This window comes from Rhizobium sp. BK313 (assembly GCF_014193655.1).
Classification (GTDB): Bacteria; Pseudomonadota; Alphaproteobacteria; order Rhizobiales; family Rhizobiaceae; genus Rhizobium.
This window is the reverse complement of record NZ_JACHZQ010000008.1, coordinates 219,525-235,615: the sequence shown is the minus strand read 5'-3', so window position 1 is coordinate 235,615 and position 16,091 is coordinate 219,525. Positions and strand designations below refer to the sequence as shown.

The following is a 16,091-nucleotide window of genomic DNA, read 5'->3' as shown; positions in this document are numbered from 1 at the left end:
TCTACGTTTGGGCGGTCTTGAGGTAGCGCTGCGCCGGGGCATTCAAGGATATCTTCGGAACGAGTTGCTGGCGTGCCGCGTCGTATGCCTCCCACTCCGATACATCCGGCAGCGAGGGCAGAGTGACCAATTCACCGAGGTCGAGGCCGGCAAGAGCGGCATCGACGGCATCTTCTGCGCGCATGACGGCGCGGCTGGGCAGATGATCCAGCGATCCTCCGGAGGTTTCCCAGAACTGTGTCGCGATTGCGCCTGGAAGGACGGCCTGGAAGCGCAGGCCGCTTCCGGATAGTTCCTCGTCGAGCGACTGCGTGAACGACACCACGAAGGCTTTTGACGCTCCGTAGACACCGTTGAACATGCCGGGAGCGAGCGCAAGCGCGGACGCAAGGTTTATGATCGTACCGCGTTTACGCTTCGCAAATGCCGGGACGGCGGCATAGACCAGCCGGGTCAACGCGACGACGTTGATCTCGATCATACGTTCCATGTCGTCGACATCGGCTTTCAGGAGCGGCGCGACGGAACCTACGCCCGCATTGTTGACGAGCATGGTGATCGAAGGATCGGTCATCAGGATGGTTTCGATGCGTCGGAGATCCTCCTTCCTGCCAAGATCGGCCGGAACCGGTGTAACGACTCTACCCGTCGATTCCGAGATGGCCAGGGCGACTTTGGCCAAGGCATCTTTCCCTCTCGCCACCAGGACGAGGTCAAACCCCCGCCGTGCAAGCCTGTCGGCGTAGATCGCGCCGATACCCGAAGATGCGCCTGTTATCAGCGCAGTACCATTTGCAGAAGTCATTGCATGCACTCCTTCTTGGCATCGGCCGCGACCTGCGGCGAGGGGGCTGTCAGTCGGTTTTTGTCAGACCAGCTTGATCGTGACGTCGATGTTTCCACGCGTTGCCTTCGAATACGGGCAAATCTGATGCGCCTCGTCGATCAGCGACTGGGCGACGTCGCGCTCCACGCCTGGAATGCCGACGTTCAGGCGAGCGGTCAGCGAGTAGCCGTCGGTGTCGGACAGGTTGAGATCAACTTCGGCATCGATGGTCACATCGCCGGAAAGCGCGATCTTCCGCTTCTGCACGATGAGTCCGATGGCGCTCTCGAAGCAGGCCGACCAGCCTGCCGCGAAGAGCTGTTCCGGATTGGTGCCGATACGCGCCGTGCCGGGCACGCCCAATCTAACGTCAAGACGCCCGTCGGAACTGCGGGCGACCCCGTGTTCGCGGCCGCCAGTAACGTGCGTCTTTGCCGTGTAGAGGATTTTCGAGTTCATTTTCTGGTCCATGACGGGCTCCTGTTTGGTTTCGTTGGGGACGCCCTGCGGGCGGTGATGGCTCATTCGATCAGGCGCGTTGACGCCGATAATCGCTTGGATGAGGGGAGGACGGCCGCATAGCCACCCTCCGAAGCATTTGACTGATCGGTTATGCCGCCGGTGCCATCGTCTCCATGGCAGCCAAAGCTTTGAGGATTTCCTCGGTCGTCACGATGGCGCTGGCGTAGTTCGGCATGTTGATTTCCAGAGCTGCGTGCATCATTTCGTCGGAGTAGTCGGCAACCGCGTCCTTCACGACCGTCACGTCGTAGCCAAGTTCGGCCGCGAACCGCACAGTTGCCTCGATGCAGGTGTGCGCGATCAGGCCGATGACGATCAGTCTGTGGATGCCCCGCCTTTTGAGCTGGTTGTCGAGGTCGGTGTTGGCAAAGCCGCTGGAGCACCAGTGCTCCGAAGCCACGACTTCGCCTGCAGCAGGAACGAACTCGGCCTTGAATTCGCCGCCCCAGGTGCCGAACTCGAAGGTCTTGCGCTTCCAGGCCAGTTTCTGAATGGGGGCAATATACTTCCAGTTCTCGTAGTCGCCTTCGCGAAAGCGGTGGTGCATCGCGAAGAAGACGGGGAGTTTGACCTGCCGTGCCGCCTTGAGGATCTGCTCCATGTGCGGGACGCAATTGTTGGCCTCGGCGACCGCCTGGATGCGCGGCCAGATCTTGCCGCCTTCAGAAATGAAGTCGTTATACGGATCGACCACCAGAAGCCCGGTGATGCCGCGTTCGTAGGACAGTTCGTTCATCGTAATCTCCTTCAGCGTTCAGGCGGCTCTCGAAGATGACTGGTTGCGAAGCGCAAAGCGCTCGATGCTTGCTGCAAAGAGCGGCGTCTCGCCTTTGTTGTGGGCGATCGACATCGGCTGGCGCTGCGTGCGGAACACCTCGAAGGGGATGCCCTGCCGGTCGAGGTTCGCCAACATCTCGTCGGTTGCGAAGGACTGGACGCGGTTGGTGAACTCGCAGCGGTCCTTGTCGATCGCCTTGACGCTCAGTTCCCAGGTAACATGGATGGTCACCCGGCCGGTCGGCGTGAAGACGTCCGAGTCGGAATCGAGGATCAGGTGATCCTTCTCGCCGATCGTTTCGTGATAGTGCTGGACCATAAGGCTGCCGCCGATCGTTTCCACATTGATCGACATGCGCGTGCCGTCAGGCGCGGTCGTGAAGCCGGCGGCGATATGGGCGGGCGAGCAGCCCTGATATTCCTTCTCGGGTAGCGAGAAGCACCACGTCGGGATGTCAATCTTTTCGATCGGCGCGTTGATGATGGCGGTGAAGCTGGAATCGACGATCTGATTGTCACGCATTGTCTGTCTCCTTCTGCGATAAGGGGGTGGGATTGTTGTGTCGGGCGGCGCACACCGCGCCGCCACTGTTGTCAGATCGATTTGCGAAGCGGCTTGAATGCAGCGCGCAGATCGGCTGTCAGGAGCATGGGCTGCTCCCAGGCCGCGAAGTGGCCGCCCTTGGGCGGACGGTTGTAGAAGATGAGCTGCGGATAGGCCTTCTCGGCCCAGCTCTGCGGAGCCTGGTAGATTTCGTCGGGGAAGGCGCTGACGGCGACCGGTATCTTGATGCCACGGGGATCGAAGAAGCCGCCCGACGGGAAGTGGGCGTTGTCCCAGTAGAGGCGAGCGGAAGAGATCGCCGTATTGGTCAGCCAGTAGAGCGTGACGTTGTCGAGGATATCGTCCTTTGTCAGGCCTTCGGAGCTGCCTTCGAAGACATGAGCGATCATGTCGTAGCTGCGGATGTCATGGTCGAGCATCCACGCGGCCAAGCCGATCGGGGAGTCGACGATGCCGTAGAGGGTCTGCGGCCGGTTGTTCATTTCGATCGCATAGCCAAGTCCGTTCTTGTAGAAATCGTCGAGCTGGCCGTAGGCGCGCTTTTCGTCGTCCGAAAGACCGGCGGGAGCCGGACTACCCGCTGCGAGTGACTTGGCAATATCGGCGGGCACGGTTGCCGCCATGTTGGTGTGGATGCCGAGCAGGCCCGGAGGCTCCTGGACCGCCATCAGTTCGGTGACGGCATTTCCCCAGTCGCCGCCCTGGGCGACATATTTCGTGTAACCCAGGCGCTGCATCAGCACGGCCCAGGCCTTGGCGATGCGTGGCGGATTCCATCCGGGCTCGGTCGGTTTGCCGGAGAACCCGTAGCCCGGCAGCGACGGGATCACGACATGAAAAGCATCTTCGGCGCTGCCGCCGTGCGCGGTCGGATCGGTCAAAGGCTCGATGATCTTTAGCTGTTCGATGATCGAACCTGGCCAGCCATGGGTGACGATGATCGGCAAGGCGTTTTCATGCTTGGACTTCACATGAATGAAGTGGATGTCCAGTCCGTCGATCTTCGTCGTGAACTGCGGGTAGGAGTTGAGCTTCTTCTCGATCTTGCGCCAGTCGTAGTCCTTGCCCCAATAGTCGGCGAGTTTCTTGATGGTGGAGAGCTGTACGCCCTGTGAGTGGTCCTTGACCGTTTCACTGTCCGGCCAACGGGTAGCGGCGACGCGACGATGGAGGTCTTTGAGCGCCTCGTTCGGAAAATGAACTTGGAACGGCTTGATCGCCTCATTGGCGGTGGCGGCAAGCAGATGGGACGGCAGAAGCGCGCCTGAACTTGCAACTGCCACGCCCAGGGAGGCGGCGGCTAGAAAACGGCGGCGGTCCTGGTCGATGGCATCAGCGACTTCGGTCTTGATCATGGCTTTCTCCTCGGGGGTGGGGTGTTTCGGTTGCACGTTCGTGCTGGCTGAAACCTACTGCCGTATGCCGAGAAGCGCCCGTTATGCGTTATTAGCTGTTGTTAGGACACGAAAGCGGAGCATGCTAACAATTGGCAATGTTTGCGCATCGACTGTTTTTCTCCCGTTTCGATAGCTTCGAGTAGTGGCATGGTTTGGACTGCTGGACTAATCTCCGCCAGCGCAGAGACGTCGGCGTGAGGGATGAGCCATGGCGATGGCAGCAGTCGGTGATAGCACGGGAATTCGCTTTGGACCGTTCAAGCTGGTGGTAGGCGAAAGACTTCTGACCAGGGAAGGTGTCCCGGTGGAACTGGGCGGACGTGCCCTCGACATTCTTATAGCGCTCGTGACGTCCCCAAACGAAATCGTCAGCAAGAAGGACCTGATGGACCGGGTCTGGCCCGACGCGATCGTCGAGGAAGGCAGCCTTCGCTTCCATATGGCCGGGTTGCGCAAGGCCCTCGGAGATGGCCAGGACGGCGCACGCTATATCACCACGATTGCGGGGAGGGGCTACTGTTTCGTCGCCCCCACTGTAGCCGTGTTGGCCGATCATCGCGATAACCCGCCCGTCGAAGACGCGTTTCCGCATGCGAACCTTCCTCCACGGCTAGCACGAATGGTCGGCCGTGACGTCGATATCATGAAGCTGGGCGCGCAGCTGACGGATTCCCGGCTCGTCACGATCGTCGGCCCGGGCGGAGTGGGTAAGACGACCGTCGCGATTGCGGCAGCGCATCAGGCAGCCGAGGTTTTTGCCGGACACGTGCTGTTCGTCGATCTCGGCGTAGTCGCCGATCCAAGACTTGCAGCGACGACGATCGCTGCCCTGCTCGGACTTTCGGTGCAGGCCGAAGACGCGACACCCGATGTCGTGCGGTTTCTCCGGGGCAAACGCCTTCTCCTGATCCTCGATACCTGCGAGCACCTGGTGGAAACGATCGCCAACATTGCTTCGTCCATTCTGGATGCCGCACCACAGGTGCACATCATAGCGACGAGCCGTGAGGCGCTGCGCATCGATAGCGAGCGCATCTACAGATTGGATGCTCTGGGATACCCACCGGAAGTCACTGAAGCGCCATCGACAGCCGTCCAGCAGTATCCGGCAGCACAGCTCTTCGTCGAACGAGCGATAGCCAGCGGTGCCCAGCTCGACGGGAACGAGGCCGAAGCCGCGATAGTCTGCGACATATGCCGAAAGCTCGATGGGGTCGCCCTGGCCATCGAACTCGCCGCCAGACGCGTCGAGGCCTATGGTCTGGAACAGACCGCAGCACTGCTCGATCAACGGCTGACGCACCTGTGGCAGGGTTTGCGGACGGCCCCGCCGCGCCAGCAAACGCTGCAGGCCACCCTCGACTGGAGCTATGGGCTTCTGTCCGAAACCGAACGTGCTGTGCTGCGCAGGCTCGCGGTGTTCGTGGGAAATTTTCCACTCGATGCTGCTTTGGACGTGGTGACGAACGACACGCTCGAGCGTGCTTCGGTTTTCGCGGCTATCGACAATCTGGTGGAAAAGTCGATGGTGGCCGCCCGCCCGATCGGTGCGATGATGCGTTACCGGCTTCTCGACACCACGCGCGCCTACGTGATCGAACTCAGCAAGGATGATGAGTGGCGGGAACTGGCGAGGCGGCACGCGGCCTACTGCCGCCTTTGGTTCGAAAATAACGGCAGTGAGTGGACGTCGCTCTCGACCCCCTTGGAGCGAGCGCCGCACTTCAATGCGGTCGACAACGTTCGCAGTGCGCTCGAATGGTGTTTCGGGGAGAACGGCGATACGCCGCTCGGAGTCGGCCTTGTCGCCTCTGTTGCTCCTGTCTTCCGTGCGATGGGCTTGCTGCCCGAGTGCCAACGATGGACGGAGCGCGCGCTCCAGTCGCTGGACGATGCCACCCGTGGCACGAGCGAGGAGATGCAGCTCCAGGCGGCGTTCGGAGTCTCGATGATGTTCATGAGAGGCCACAACGAGATGTCGGCTGCCGCGCTGAACAGGAGTCTGGAAATTGCCGAAGCGCGCGGTGACGATCTCAATGCCGCAAGACTGTTGGGACCGATACATTTCTTCCATCTGCGCAGCGGCGAGTTCAGGCGATGCGTGGAATACGCCGAGCGCTGCACCCAGATCGCCGATCGAATAGGCGATCCTGCTGCGACCACGCTGTCCAAAGCTCTTCTCGGTCTCTCCTACTGCCTCGTCGGGCGCCTTGCTGAGGCGCACGCGACACTGGAACCCGTTGTCGAGCACGGTCTCTCGCCAGCCAGCAAGCAGACGCACTACGGCTTCGATCACTACACCTGGGCCAGGATAGGATGGTCGACAAATCTCTGGCTGGAAGGCCATACCGACCGGGCTCGCGCGGTGATCCGCCAATGCTTCAAGGATGCGGAGACGATGCGCCATCCCGTCTCTTTCGCGATCTCGTTGAGTTCGATCGCGACGCTTCTGTGGATCGGCGATTTCGACGTGGCGGAGGAACATCTGGTTTCCTTCATCGCCAGAGCGGAAACCCAGGCTTTCGGCCCTTATCTCTCCATGGGTCATGCCTACAAAGCCGAGATCGCGATACGGCGCGGTGACTTCGAAGCCGGCGTTACGGCACTGCGTAAGCAGCTGGAGGACCTGCACGCCACGCGCTTCGAACTCTTCACGGTGCGGTTCCACTTCGTTCTCATCATGGGCCTGCTGGCCGGCGGGCGATCCGCCGAAGCATGGGAACTCGCGGAGGAAACCGAGCAGTTGATCGAGGAAAAGGGCTACTATTCCTATCTTTCGGAGCTTCTGCGGCTCAGGGGCAGCATTCTGTTGGCGGCACCCGGACTGAGTAACATGGATGCTGAGACCCACTTCGCGCTGTCATTGGACGTGAGCCGCAGGCAAGGCGCTGGAGCCTGGGAAATCCGGGCGGCGACTGACCTGGCGAGGCTGTGGACGGTGCAAGGGCGGACTGCGGAAGCCGATAGGCTGCTTCGACCCGTTTACGAGCGGCTGATGGAGGGGAGAGACACGCTCACTCTTCGTGCAGCCGCTGACGTCCTTGCGGGACTTGGTTAGTCAATCTGGCCCTCGGCTGTCGCCTGATCAGAGACCTCAGGTCCTACCTAACCCGAACGCCGATAATTTTACAGTGCCGTTTAACGAGGTCTCCGATGAAATGTCGTCTCACCGCTACCGGCACCGCCAAGGATAGGGCATGCCAGTGTGGTCGCCCATCAATATTCTTTTCCGTTTTCGCCATCGCCAAGGTTATAGGGCTAACCGGCGCAGGGTCGATCCTGCTGCAGCTTATCGAGGAGCGCCGTGGCATCGACAAGATCTCCGGTCTCGAAGCCTTCGGTGAACCAGGTATAGATTGGGGCGAGAATCCCGCGACCCTTTTTGCCTCGACCCTCGTCGAAGTAGAAACGGGCAAGGCTTGTTGCAGCTCTCAACTCCGCCGATTTCGCGCCCTCGGCGCGGGCCATTACTAGCGACTTTCGAAACCACCTCTCGGCAGCATCGCCGTGTGGTTCCAGGCGCGACAAGAGTTCACCCTTGGTGCGCAGTAGTTCGGGCAGTTTATATTTTGAGCGGGTCATGGCCGTGGTTGCGAACGCCTTCTCCAACACGATTAGCCCTTCGATTGCCTCGCCGAACTGCCCGTGCGCTTGCGCCAGGATACAGAGGCGGAACGCCATGCCCATGTCCGCGCCGGTAGCCGCAACGGCTTCAACGGCTTCGTGCATTTCCTGGATACCCCGTTCCAATTCTCCCTGTTGAGCCAGCGCCCAGCCAATGTGGAAACGGGCTATCCCTGCCATGAGCGGCAGGTCGAATTTTGCGGATATCTCAAGCTGCTGCTGCGCCGCTTCGAGGGCTGCCCTAGGTTCACGGCGCAGGAGGTGGACATTGGTCAAGTTGTTCAGTGCGGTGGCTATGCTGACGGAATGAGACACGTGTCTGGCCAGTGCCAGCGCCTCTCGGACGCGGTGCAAAGCCTGGTCGGGGTAACCGCGAGTCCAGAGAATTTCCGAAAAGTAATTCCTGCAACACACTCCAGGGTCATGACCCGTAAAGACATAGGTCAGGCGATGATCCCGCTCGCGATCATAGGTCGCGATCCCCCAGCTTGTGTGCTTCTCGGCGGCCCGATAGTCACCAAGAAAGAATTTGCTCGACCACACCTGATGATGCGCTTCGAGGAGGAGGCCTAAGTCATTTGCCGACTGAGCGATCCGCAGACATTCACGGCCGAGGTTGTCTGCCTCGCGCAGGTGACCAGATACAAGATGATATGAAGCTTCGCCTCGAACCGCAATAAAGAGTTCGTTGCTATCGCCCAGTTTCTCGCAAAGCCTGCGTGCCGAAGAGAAGGCAAGCAAAACGTCTGGCGCGCCCCAGCCTTTGACAGCCATTGCGGCCACTCCCATGGCGCGCTGCAAATGAATCTCGCGCCGCAATCGGACCTCGTTGCGGGGCAGGGACGCGACCGCTTCCAGTCCCTTTCCGAGGTGATCCAACGCTTCGACATTCGCCGACCGCTTCAGCGCCTGCTGCCCTGCCTTCAGCCAGTACCCTGCGGCCTGATCGGCAAGCCCGGCGGCCGTGTAGTGATGCGCGAGCGTCTCGGGCTCGGTCTCGGCGATTTCCGGGAACTGCAGCTCCATCGTTGACGCGATATTTGCGTGGATCTGTTGCCGTTGGCTCTTGAGCAGGCTCTGATACGCCGCGTCCTGCAATAGTGCGTGCTTGAAGGCGTAGGTGGCCTCCGGTGCGACGCCATTTCGCAAAACGAGCTCGGATTTTTCCAGCTTCTGAAGATCATCCCCGAGCTTGGCGGCATCGCATCCGGTGATTGCGGCCAGCAACCGGTGATGGAAGACACGACCAATGCACGCGCCGATCTGTGCCATGCTCTTGACTGAGGAGGCTCGGTCGAGACGGGCCATGAGTGAATCCTGCAGCGTCGAAGGAATCGCAAGTGAAGGCAATGGGGCCTTCAATCGATAGTGATCGCCAGCGTCGACAAGCAGGCCGGAAACAAGGACGGTCTTGGTCAGTTCTTCGACGAACAACGGCACGCCCTCCGTCCTGGCCAAAATCTGGTCCCTGACTGCCGAAGGCAGGGTTTTGCCGCCGGCTACACGGTCTACGATTGCTGCTGCCTGATCGTGGTCAAGACGGCCAAGCGCGATCACCGTCACATGTGACAATCCGAGCCAGGATGGCCGGTATTCGGGGCGAGAGGTGGCGATCAGAAGCATCCGCAGGTCGCGTAAGCGTGTGATGAGCATGTCGAGCCATTCGGCAGTCGTCGGGTCGATCCACTGCGCATCTTCAATGACCATCACAACGGGCTGGTTTGCGGTCATTCCTTCAAGCAGTTGAATGAGAACGCTGAGCGTACGGGCTTTCTGCGCTTGTGGTGTCAGCGTCGTCGGCGCATAGCGGCCAGTCGTGTCGATTGACAATAGTGTCGCCAAAAGCGAGGCAGCTTCGAATGTGTCCGATGTCGATTGCAGCTTCAATGCCTCAAGCTTGTCGAGCTTCACGCTCGCGCTATCGCTCCGTTCAAGTCCGGCAGCACGCTCAAGCTGTTTCAACACAGGGTAAAGGGCGCTGTTGACGTAGTATGGCGAACAGAAGTAGCGAAGCCGTGCGTGTGGCTCGTTGCTCAGTCGCTCTTCGAAGGCGGCCGTCAGGCGCGACTTGCCAATGCCGGGCTCACCCGACAGCATCACCGCATGGCCTTGTCCTTTCCGGGCTTGCTGCCAGAGTTGAAGTAAAAGCTCGAGTTCCTCTGATCGCCCCACCAGCGGCGTTGCGATGCCGTGCAACGCATCGAAACGTCCATCGACATCGGCCTCGCCGGTAATGCGCCAGGCGGGGACAGGTGCTGCGAAACCTTTAAGCTGGTGGAGACCGAGATCGATCATCTCAAACAATCCGGCAACCAACCGGTGCGTGCCGTCAGCGATCACGACGGTGTTTGGCTCGGCCAAGGCCTGCAAGCGGGCAGCAAGGTTCGGCGTTTCGCCAACGACGGCTTCTTCCTGTGCTGATCCTTCACCTATCAGGTCGCCGACCACGACGAGACCGGTGGCTATGCCTATCCGGGCCGCCAGCGATTTGCCCATTGGAGTCGTCAGGCGAGCGGTCGCCGTCATTGCCGCCAGACTCGCTCGCACTGCTCGTTCAGCGTCGTCTTCATGCGCCCTTGGCCAACCGAAATAGACAAGCACGCCGTCACCCATGAGCTTGGCAACGTAACCGTCGTATCGTGCAATCTGCGTTGACACCGCACTTTGATAGGCGCGTAAAATGTCGCGCATTTCCTCCGGATCGAGCCGTTGTGACAACTCGGTCGAACCTACGAGATCGATGAACATCACGGTCAGCTGCCGGCGCTCGGCTTGGACACGCGAAAGCCCAGTTACGGACACGGAACTCGCTGGCGACATGCCGTCCATCGCGGCAATCGCCGCCAGGAGCTTCCGACGCGGGCCGAGGGGTAAGCCCAGCTCCCTCAGGTCCTCTTCGCTGAGATGTCGCAGCGTATCAAAATCAACTTCGTTGGCGGTGAACGCCCCCGCGTACTTGTCTAGCCCGAGACGGGCCAGCCACGAGGCGATGTCCGACATGACAACTACCTCCTTGTGGGCGGATCATACCATGACTCTCGGTCTCGGGATAAATCCCGAGGAAGATCTCGGCAGGAAAGCAGTGGCGCGTGTTGCGCACATCGCCGGAGGCAGGAGTATTGTCGATCATACCTTCTCGTACGCGGCTACGCCTGCCCAGGCGTTAAGGAGACGCCGTCAGGCGCAGAACTGATCTGACAATCAGATTGACTCGAGAGCGGTGTCGATATCAGCGCAATTGGTCGAACTTCCGCAGATCACCAGGCGCCAGTGAGGGAATTGCCGACAAGGTGAACAGTCTTGGTTCTCCCGCGCTGATCCTGAACGGCGATTGACGCCTGCATTTGCTTAGGCGATTTCCGAAACCAGTTGGTGGCGACGGTGGCGAGGTCTCCGATCATCGGATGCTTGCGCCAATCTGCGAAACGCTGGCTCATTGCCTCAGGCTCAGAGCGATAGAAGAAATCGCCGGATTGGCCGAGGTCGTTGATAGATGGAGCCATTGACAAAAGCGGGCGCTGAAACATCTTCGAAGGCATCGCCAGACCCGGGACACTCTCCGAGAACGTTGGGGCCATGAAGTCGATTGCCCAACCGTCCGCCTCGACCCAGCAGTGAAAGTTTTCTCCAGCGCCAGAGACGTAGCCGTCTTCGCGGTGATCTGCGAAAAGGATGCGTGTTCCTTCCAAATTATATGCGGCGAGCCCGCCCTTCGGTTTCGCTTTTACCTTGTAATGATGTTCGAGGATGAAGGCTCCAAATGTGCTGAAATACATCGACGCTGTGGCGGGATTGGCATCTTCGCCGATCAGCAGGCTGTTGATCACCTTGTAAATCCGATGATAGTCGCTTTGCTTGATCAACACGATCGTTCACCCCATTAGCTCGTGATTTCAGCCATCCCGCATTGCCCATGCGGTCTGGCTGTATCTCCGCTTACCGCTCAGCTGCGGACGGCCGAGGAAAAGTTGGGGGAGTGCGGTATCGTCGTGTCCATTAAGTCCATCCGATACCGGGCCACGAAGTTTGGTCCGGACTATGCTCTTCGCTTTGGACACAAAGCTGCAAGCCCAAGGGCGGCAGCGCCGTATCGGGCACGACCGACGGCAAAGGGATCTCGCCGGCAAGCGAAAGTCTCACCCCTCACGGACGAAACATCCGCCGCCCCATCCTCACTTGCGACCAGAAGTTCTGGCCTTCTTTGGGGCCGAAATGCCGCTTTCCCGCTCAAGCTTTTTGCGGGCGAGTTTACGGACACGCCTAATACCCTCGGCCTTTTCACGAGCACGTTTTTCGGAGGGCTTTTCAAAACGCTCCCGCAGTCGGGCTTCCCTGAAAACGCCCTCCCGCTGCAATTTCTTTTTCAGAAAACGGAGCGCTTGCTCAACGTTGTTGTCACGTACCAGAACTTGCATTCCAAACTCCTAGGGATCACTGACGCCTCATTAGATCTATGGGCATTAATGATCAAGGCTTAGAAGACAGTTTGCTCAGATTACTCTGTCGCCACTGTTTTTATGAACACGGTCGCGAATGGCCTAGAGTAAGCTCAGCTAGCGATTGGTGGGTCAAAAGTTCACATTCCTTCAAGAGCCAGCAGCTGGTTGTGCACTATCACTCGAGACAGACATCGCATAGGTCAGCTTCAAGAAGCCACCCGCTCGATTTCCAAGGGAAACATCCGCTTCAGCTCCATGAAAAGGCTGCCTGTAACGATTGAGCTATTCAATGGAACAAGTTGTTCGGTCGGAAGTTGGTCATTTTCAACCAAACAGGATTCCAACATGCGAATTTTACCGGCCATGGCGCTGGCTTGCGCGACCTGTTTTTCGTCAAGCGCGTCCGCTTCGGAGCAAGCCTTCTTGAGGTCGATAGAAGGGCAGTGGACGGGCGGCGGAGCGGTCCTGACAAAGATCGGCGGAAACAAGGTTAATGTCTTGTGCAGCATGCAATCGGATGCCAAGTCGTCCAGCTTTTCGATGAACGGCACATGCCGGACTCTCGCCATTGTCACACGCAGCTTCACCGCGAATGTCAGGGCGTCCGGCAACTCGTATTCTGGTAGTTATGTCGGAGTCTCTGGTAAGCCGTCTAAACTCCTGGGAAGGCGAGATGGGAACACCATCAATCTCAATGTCACCTGGGCGAGTGCCATATACGGGGATCGCAAAGCGAAAATGACGATCGAGAAGGTCGGAGAGGACGGCCTTCGAATTCGAACGATCGATCAAGATCCTGAATCTGGGAAGTCGATTGTTACCACTCAGTTAGATTTGCGGCGACGTTGAGTTATTAGTGAGAAGCTGTTCACAAGGGCAAAGCCAATCCCTAGCCCGCCTTGTGCATGGTCAAGATGGTCACCCGCCTGAGCAAACATCTGGAAGACCTCGGACTGCATGCCGGCCCGTATGCCGATCCCGTTGTCCATCACCTTGATTGGGACATCTTTATCCACCATTCGCACCGAATTCATGGACGGTCTTGAGCGTATTATCGAGGCCGAAATGCTTGAGCCCGGGCAGATCGTCCGCTTCTTCCGCCTGTGGAAGCGCCAAGCGACCGCGGGTGAAGATAGGCCGAGATCGAGTTGCGGCTGTGCCGAGTTCTATCGCCATTCTGATCGTTGGTCACGGACGAGTGACGGTCAGCTCCTTGCAATTTGATTTTGTCTATTTTCTCATTCCGCCTAAATTGCTCAGAAATTGTGCACAGCTGAAAGTAGTTTGAGTAAACATGCCGGTTGTTCCGTTTTCGCTTTTTGAACCCAGTTCCTTCGCCCATTACATGGATTTGCCGTCCCTGCCACCGCATCGGCATTTGCGACTGAATTTTCTGACGGAGTTTCTGCGCTCCAGCATTACGTTCGATTATGTGTCAGTTGGCGGGCTCAAGCTTGCGGGATTCGAATTCGGCAATGCTCGATCGATCGATTCGAGCATGCCACCATTGATGCTGGAACAATATTTCGAGCGCGATCTAGGTAAGTCTGATCCCCTGGTGCCCGCCGGGCTCCTGGGACGCAGGGCTATCACGGAGACCGAGGCGTCCGACGAATTTGGCATATCGAATGATGTGCTGGCATTGACGCGTCAGTTTGGCGTCATGAATCGAACGCTCTTTCCAGTTGGAACTGACGAAAGCATTTACGGCTGCGTGATCTTTACTCGAGAACAGCCCTTCACGAGTGACGAGAAGCAATTTCTCTCATTCGTATCGACGCCGTTGCACGCAGCTTTGACCAAACCGATCATGGATCGATATGCAAGCCAGCATCTCGAAATAACGCCAGGCGAATTGTTGTGCCTGCAGCTTGCCAGTCGCGGGTACACAAGCGAAGAGATTGCCGTTGAAAGCAGGTACGAAATTCGAACCGTTGACAGCTACATTAGATCGGTAACCAAAAAGCTGGATGCATCAAATCGCGTTGAAGCGGTCGCGGAAGCTATTCGGCGAGGTTTGATCGCCTGATGCCTATCGAGCCAACCTTGACAGGCATCACGGATGCGTGAGCAGCGATATAATTAATATGCCATTAATAATTTGACCGCATTTTCCGACCGACTCGAACAATCCACAAAGAAAATGGATCACGGACCTCAGTTTCGTTTTCCGGTCGGCTCAATGTTAACAGCGCATTCCTTCGCAGCCAGGCAGACAAAGTCGTGGTTCCGCACCCTCTCATTGTTGGGGGGTACTTTTATCTGCTACTTTGCTTGGGCGATTAGCGTCTTTGATGAAAAAAAGATCGTTAGCCCAAGACATGTATCGATACAGCTCGATGAGGCTCTGTCGCTCGGTCTCGTGATCACCATGGCGCTCCTGGCTTTTGGAGCATGGCAATATGTATCCCAGCGGCAGGAGATCGAACGGCGTATCATCGCCGAGCGGCGTGCCCGACACCTTGCCTATCATGACAGCCTGACAGGCTTGGCAAACCGTCGTTCGCTTGAAGAAGAACTGACAATCCTGACGACAGCGGTATTCGAACATGATCCAATCGGCGCGGTCCTGATGCTTGACTTCGACCATTTCAAGGAAATCAATGACGTTCACGGACATGGGGTCGGTGACGAGTTCTTGAAGACGGTCGCCGCTCGCATGCGGCAAGTCGTGCAAAACGCGGGCACTGTCAGCAGGCTTGGCGGCGACGAATTCGCGATAATTCTCAAGATTCAGGATTGGCCCAGCGCGGCGCTTGATGTCGCGTCCCGAGTGATCGCCGCAATCAGCGAGCCGATGGAAATCAACGGCGTCGAATTAACAGCGGAAGTCTCCATCGGCGTCGTCGAAATACCTGACCATGGGACATCGTCGAACGAATTGCTGAGAAAGGCGGACATTGCCCTCTATCGCGCAAAATCGGAGCAAGGCAGCTGCTTCCTTACTTATGATCCTTCCATGGAAGTGGAAAGTCGGCGCCGGCAAGTGGTCTTGGAAGATCTTCGTCATGCGTTGAAATTGGGGCAGTTTCGCATCTTCTATCAGCCGCTTGTGAATAGCAGTTCGGGAAAGACATGCTCATACGAGGCGTTGCTACGCTGGATGCATCCGCAGCATGGGATGATATCGCCGGCGGAGTTCATACCACTTGCAGAAGAAAACGGCTTGATATCGTCGATCGGCGAATGGGTGCTTTACCAAGCGTGCCGCGATGCCGAGACATGGTCGGAATCGACAACCGTCTCCGTGAATGTATCGCCTCGGCAATTCCGAGACGGTTCCGTTCCTTCGATTGTTGAGGCCGCACTTCAAGCCAGCAGATTGCATCCAAGCCGACTTGTCCTGGAAATCACCGAATCCATCCTGCTGCATGAAACGGATGCGAACTTGGAGATGCTGCACCGAATCCGCGCGCTCGGCGTTGTCATCGCCCTGGACGATTTCGGAAAAGGATTTTCATCGCTTAGCTATCTCCAGAGCTTTCCCTTCGACAAGGTCAAGATCGACCGTTCGTTTGTGCAGCACGTTGGGACATCGAAACAATCCGAAAAAATATTGGAGGCAATGACTGGACTTCTCAGTTCACTTGGCATCTCCGTAACGATCGAGGGAGTGGAAACGGAGCAACAACGTGATTGGCTCTCTCGATTGAACTGCCAGGAGATGCAGGGATTTCTTTTTGGCTACCCACGTCCGATCGAGAAATTCATCACGCAAACGAGTTGTAGTTAAATTGAATTGCTGAATATTCTTTAGAGACTATGATAATACTTTCATTTTTGTATCCTTCACAGGAAGCTTAACGGGACATAAAGGTTTCGACTGTAATTTTCACAGAAGAAAAATTGGCTCGCTTTCTGTGAGCTGATCTCCCGCATTCAACGAGACATGACCCTCCTCGCCTCGTCCGGTACCCGCGGCAGAATGACTTTGTTGGTGG

Annotated in this window: 13 protein-coding genes; 3 read left to right on the top strand and 10 right to left on the bottom strand. The window is 57.9% G+C overall.

What is annotated here, in order from left to right; all coding sequences use genetic code 11:
• Window position 1: 1 nt before the first annotated feature.
• The 5 genes from FHT86_RS31520 to FHT86_RS31500 form a co-directional block, all read right to left on the bottom strand.
• Entirely contained in the window at window positions 2-805 is an 804-nt protein-coding gene (locus FHT86_RS31520; protein ID WP_133710806.1) for an SDR family NAD(P)-dependent oxidoreductase, read from the bottom strand.
• A 63-nt stretch (window positions 806-868) separates the two neighbouring features.
• Window positions 869-1,297 (bottom strand): organic hydroperoxide resistance protein, encoded by a 429-nt coding sequence (locus FHT86_RS31515; protein WP_246779745.1) that lies wholly within the window; start codon window positions 1,295-1,297, stop codon window positions 869-871.
• Window positions 1,298-1,436: 139 nt separating this feature from the next.
• A complete protein-coding gene (locus FHT86_RS31510; RefSeq protein ID WP_133710807.1) occupies window positions 1,437-2,084 on the bottom strand; it encodes an isochorismatase family cysteine hydrolase in 648 nt (215 codons plus the stop codon).
• Between the two features lie 18 nt (window positions 2,085-2,102).
• Window positions 2,103-2,648, bottom strand: coding sequence for a hypothetical protein (locus tag FHT86_RS31505; protein ID WP_133710808.1), 546 nt, complete (start codon window positions 2,646-2,648; stop codon window positions 2,103-2,105).
• Between the two features lie 71 nt (window positions 2,649-2,719).
• Entirely contained in the window at window positions 2,720-4,045 is a 1,326-nt protein-coding gene (locus FHT86_RS31500; protein ID WP_246779744.1) for an epoxide hydrolase family protein, read from the bottom strand.
• 250 nt (window positions 4,046-4,295) lie between these two features.
• Here FHT86_RS31500 and FHT86_RS31495 point away from each other — a divergent pair, with 250 nt between their 5' ends.
• Window positions 4,296-7,145, top strand: a complete 2,850-nt coding sequence (locus FHT86_RS31495) for an ATP-binding protein (RefSeq protein WP_312862590.1) — start codon at window positions 4,296-4,298, stop codon at window positions 7,143-7,145.
• Between the two features lie 200 nt (window positions 7,146-7,345).
• Here the strand turns inward: FHT86_RS31495 and FHT86_RS31490 are convergent, their stop codons facing one another.
• The 5 genes from FHT86_RS31490 to FHT86_RS31470 all read right to left on the bottom strand — a co-directional run bounded on the left by FHT86_RS31490 (window position 7,346) and on the right by FHT86_RS31470 (window position 13,169).
• A complete protein-coding gene (locus FHT86_RS31490; protein ID WP_133710809.1) occupies window positions 7,346-10,711 on the bottom strand; it encodes an AAA family ATPase in 3,366 nt (1,121 codons plus the stop codon).
• A 257-nt stretch (window positions 10,712-10,968) separates the two neighbouring features.
• Complete coding sequence (locus FHT86_RS31485; RefSeq protein WP_133710810.1) at window positions 10,969-11,577, bottom strand: DUF2026 family protein; 609 nt, start codon at window positions 11,575-11,577, stop codon at window positions 10,969-10,971.
• A gap of 306 nt (window positions 11,578-11,883) precedes the next feature.
• Window positions 11,884-12,126, bottom strand: coding sequence for a 30S ribosomal protein S21 (gene rpsU, locus FHT86_RS31480; RefSeq protein ID WP_133710811.1), 243 nt, complete (start codon window positions 12,124-12,126; stop codon window positions 11,884-11,886).
• Window positions 12,127-12,356: 230 nt separating this feature from the next.
• A complete protein-coding gene (locus tag FHT86_RS31475; RefSeq protein WP_166656971.1) occupies window positions 12,357-12,761 on the bottom strand; it encodes a hypothetical protein in 405 nt (134 codons plus the stop codon).
• A gap of 213 nt (window positions 12,762-12,974) precedes the next feature.
• Window positions 12,975-13,169, bottom strand: coding sequence for an ATP-binding protein (locus FHT86_RS31470; protein WP_246779743.1), 195 nt, complete (start codon window positions 13,167-13,169; stop codon window positions 12,975-12,977).
• A gap of 275 nt (window positions 13,170-13,444) precedes the next feature.
• Between FHT86_RS31470 and FHT86_RS31465 the strand changes: the two genes are divergently transcribed.
• Both FHT86_RS31465 and FHT86_RS31460 read left to right on the top strand, forming a co-directional pair.
• On the top strand, window positions 13,445-14,179 hold the full coding sequence (locus FHT86_RS31465; protein WP_133710814.1) for a helix-turn-helix domain-containing protein: 735 nt from the start codon (window positions 13,445-13,447) through the stop codon (window positions 14,177-14,179).
• Window positions 14,180-14,251: 72 nt separating this feature from the next.
• Window positions 14,252-15,883, top strand: a complete 1,632-nt coding sequence (locus tag FHT86_RS31460; RefSeq protein WP_133710815.1) for a putative bifunctional diguanylate cyclase/phosphodiesterase — start codon at window positions 14,252-14,254, stop codon at window positions 15,881-15,883.
• The last annotated feature ends 208 nt before the right edge of the window (window positions 15,884-16,091 follow it).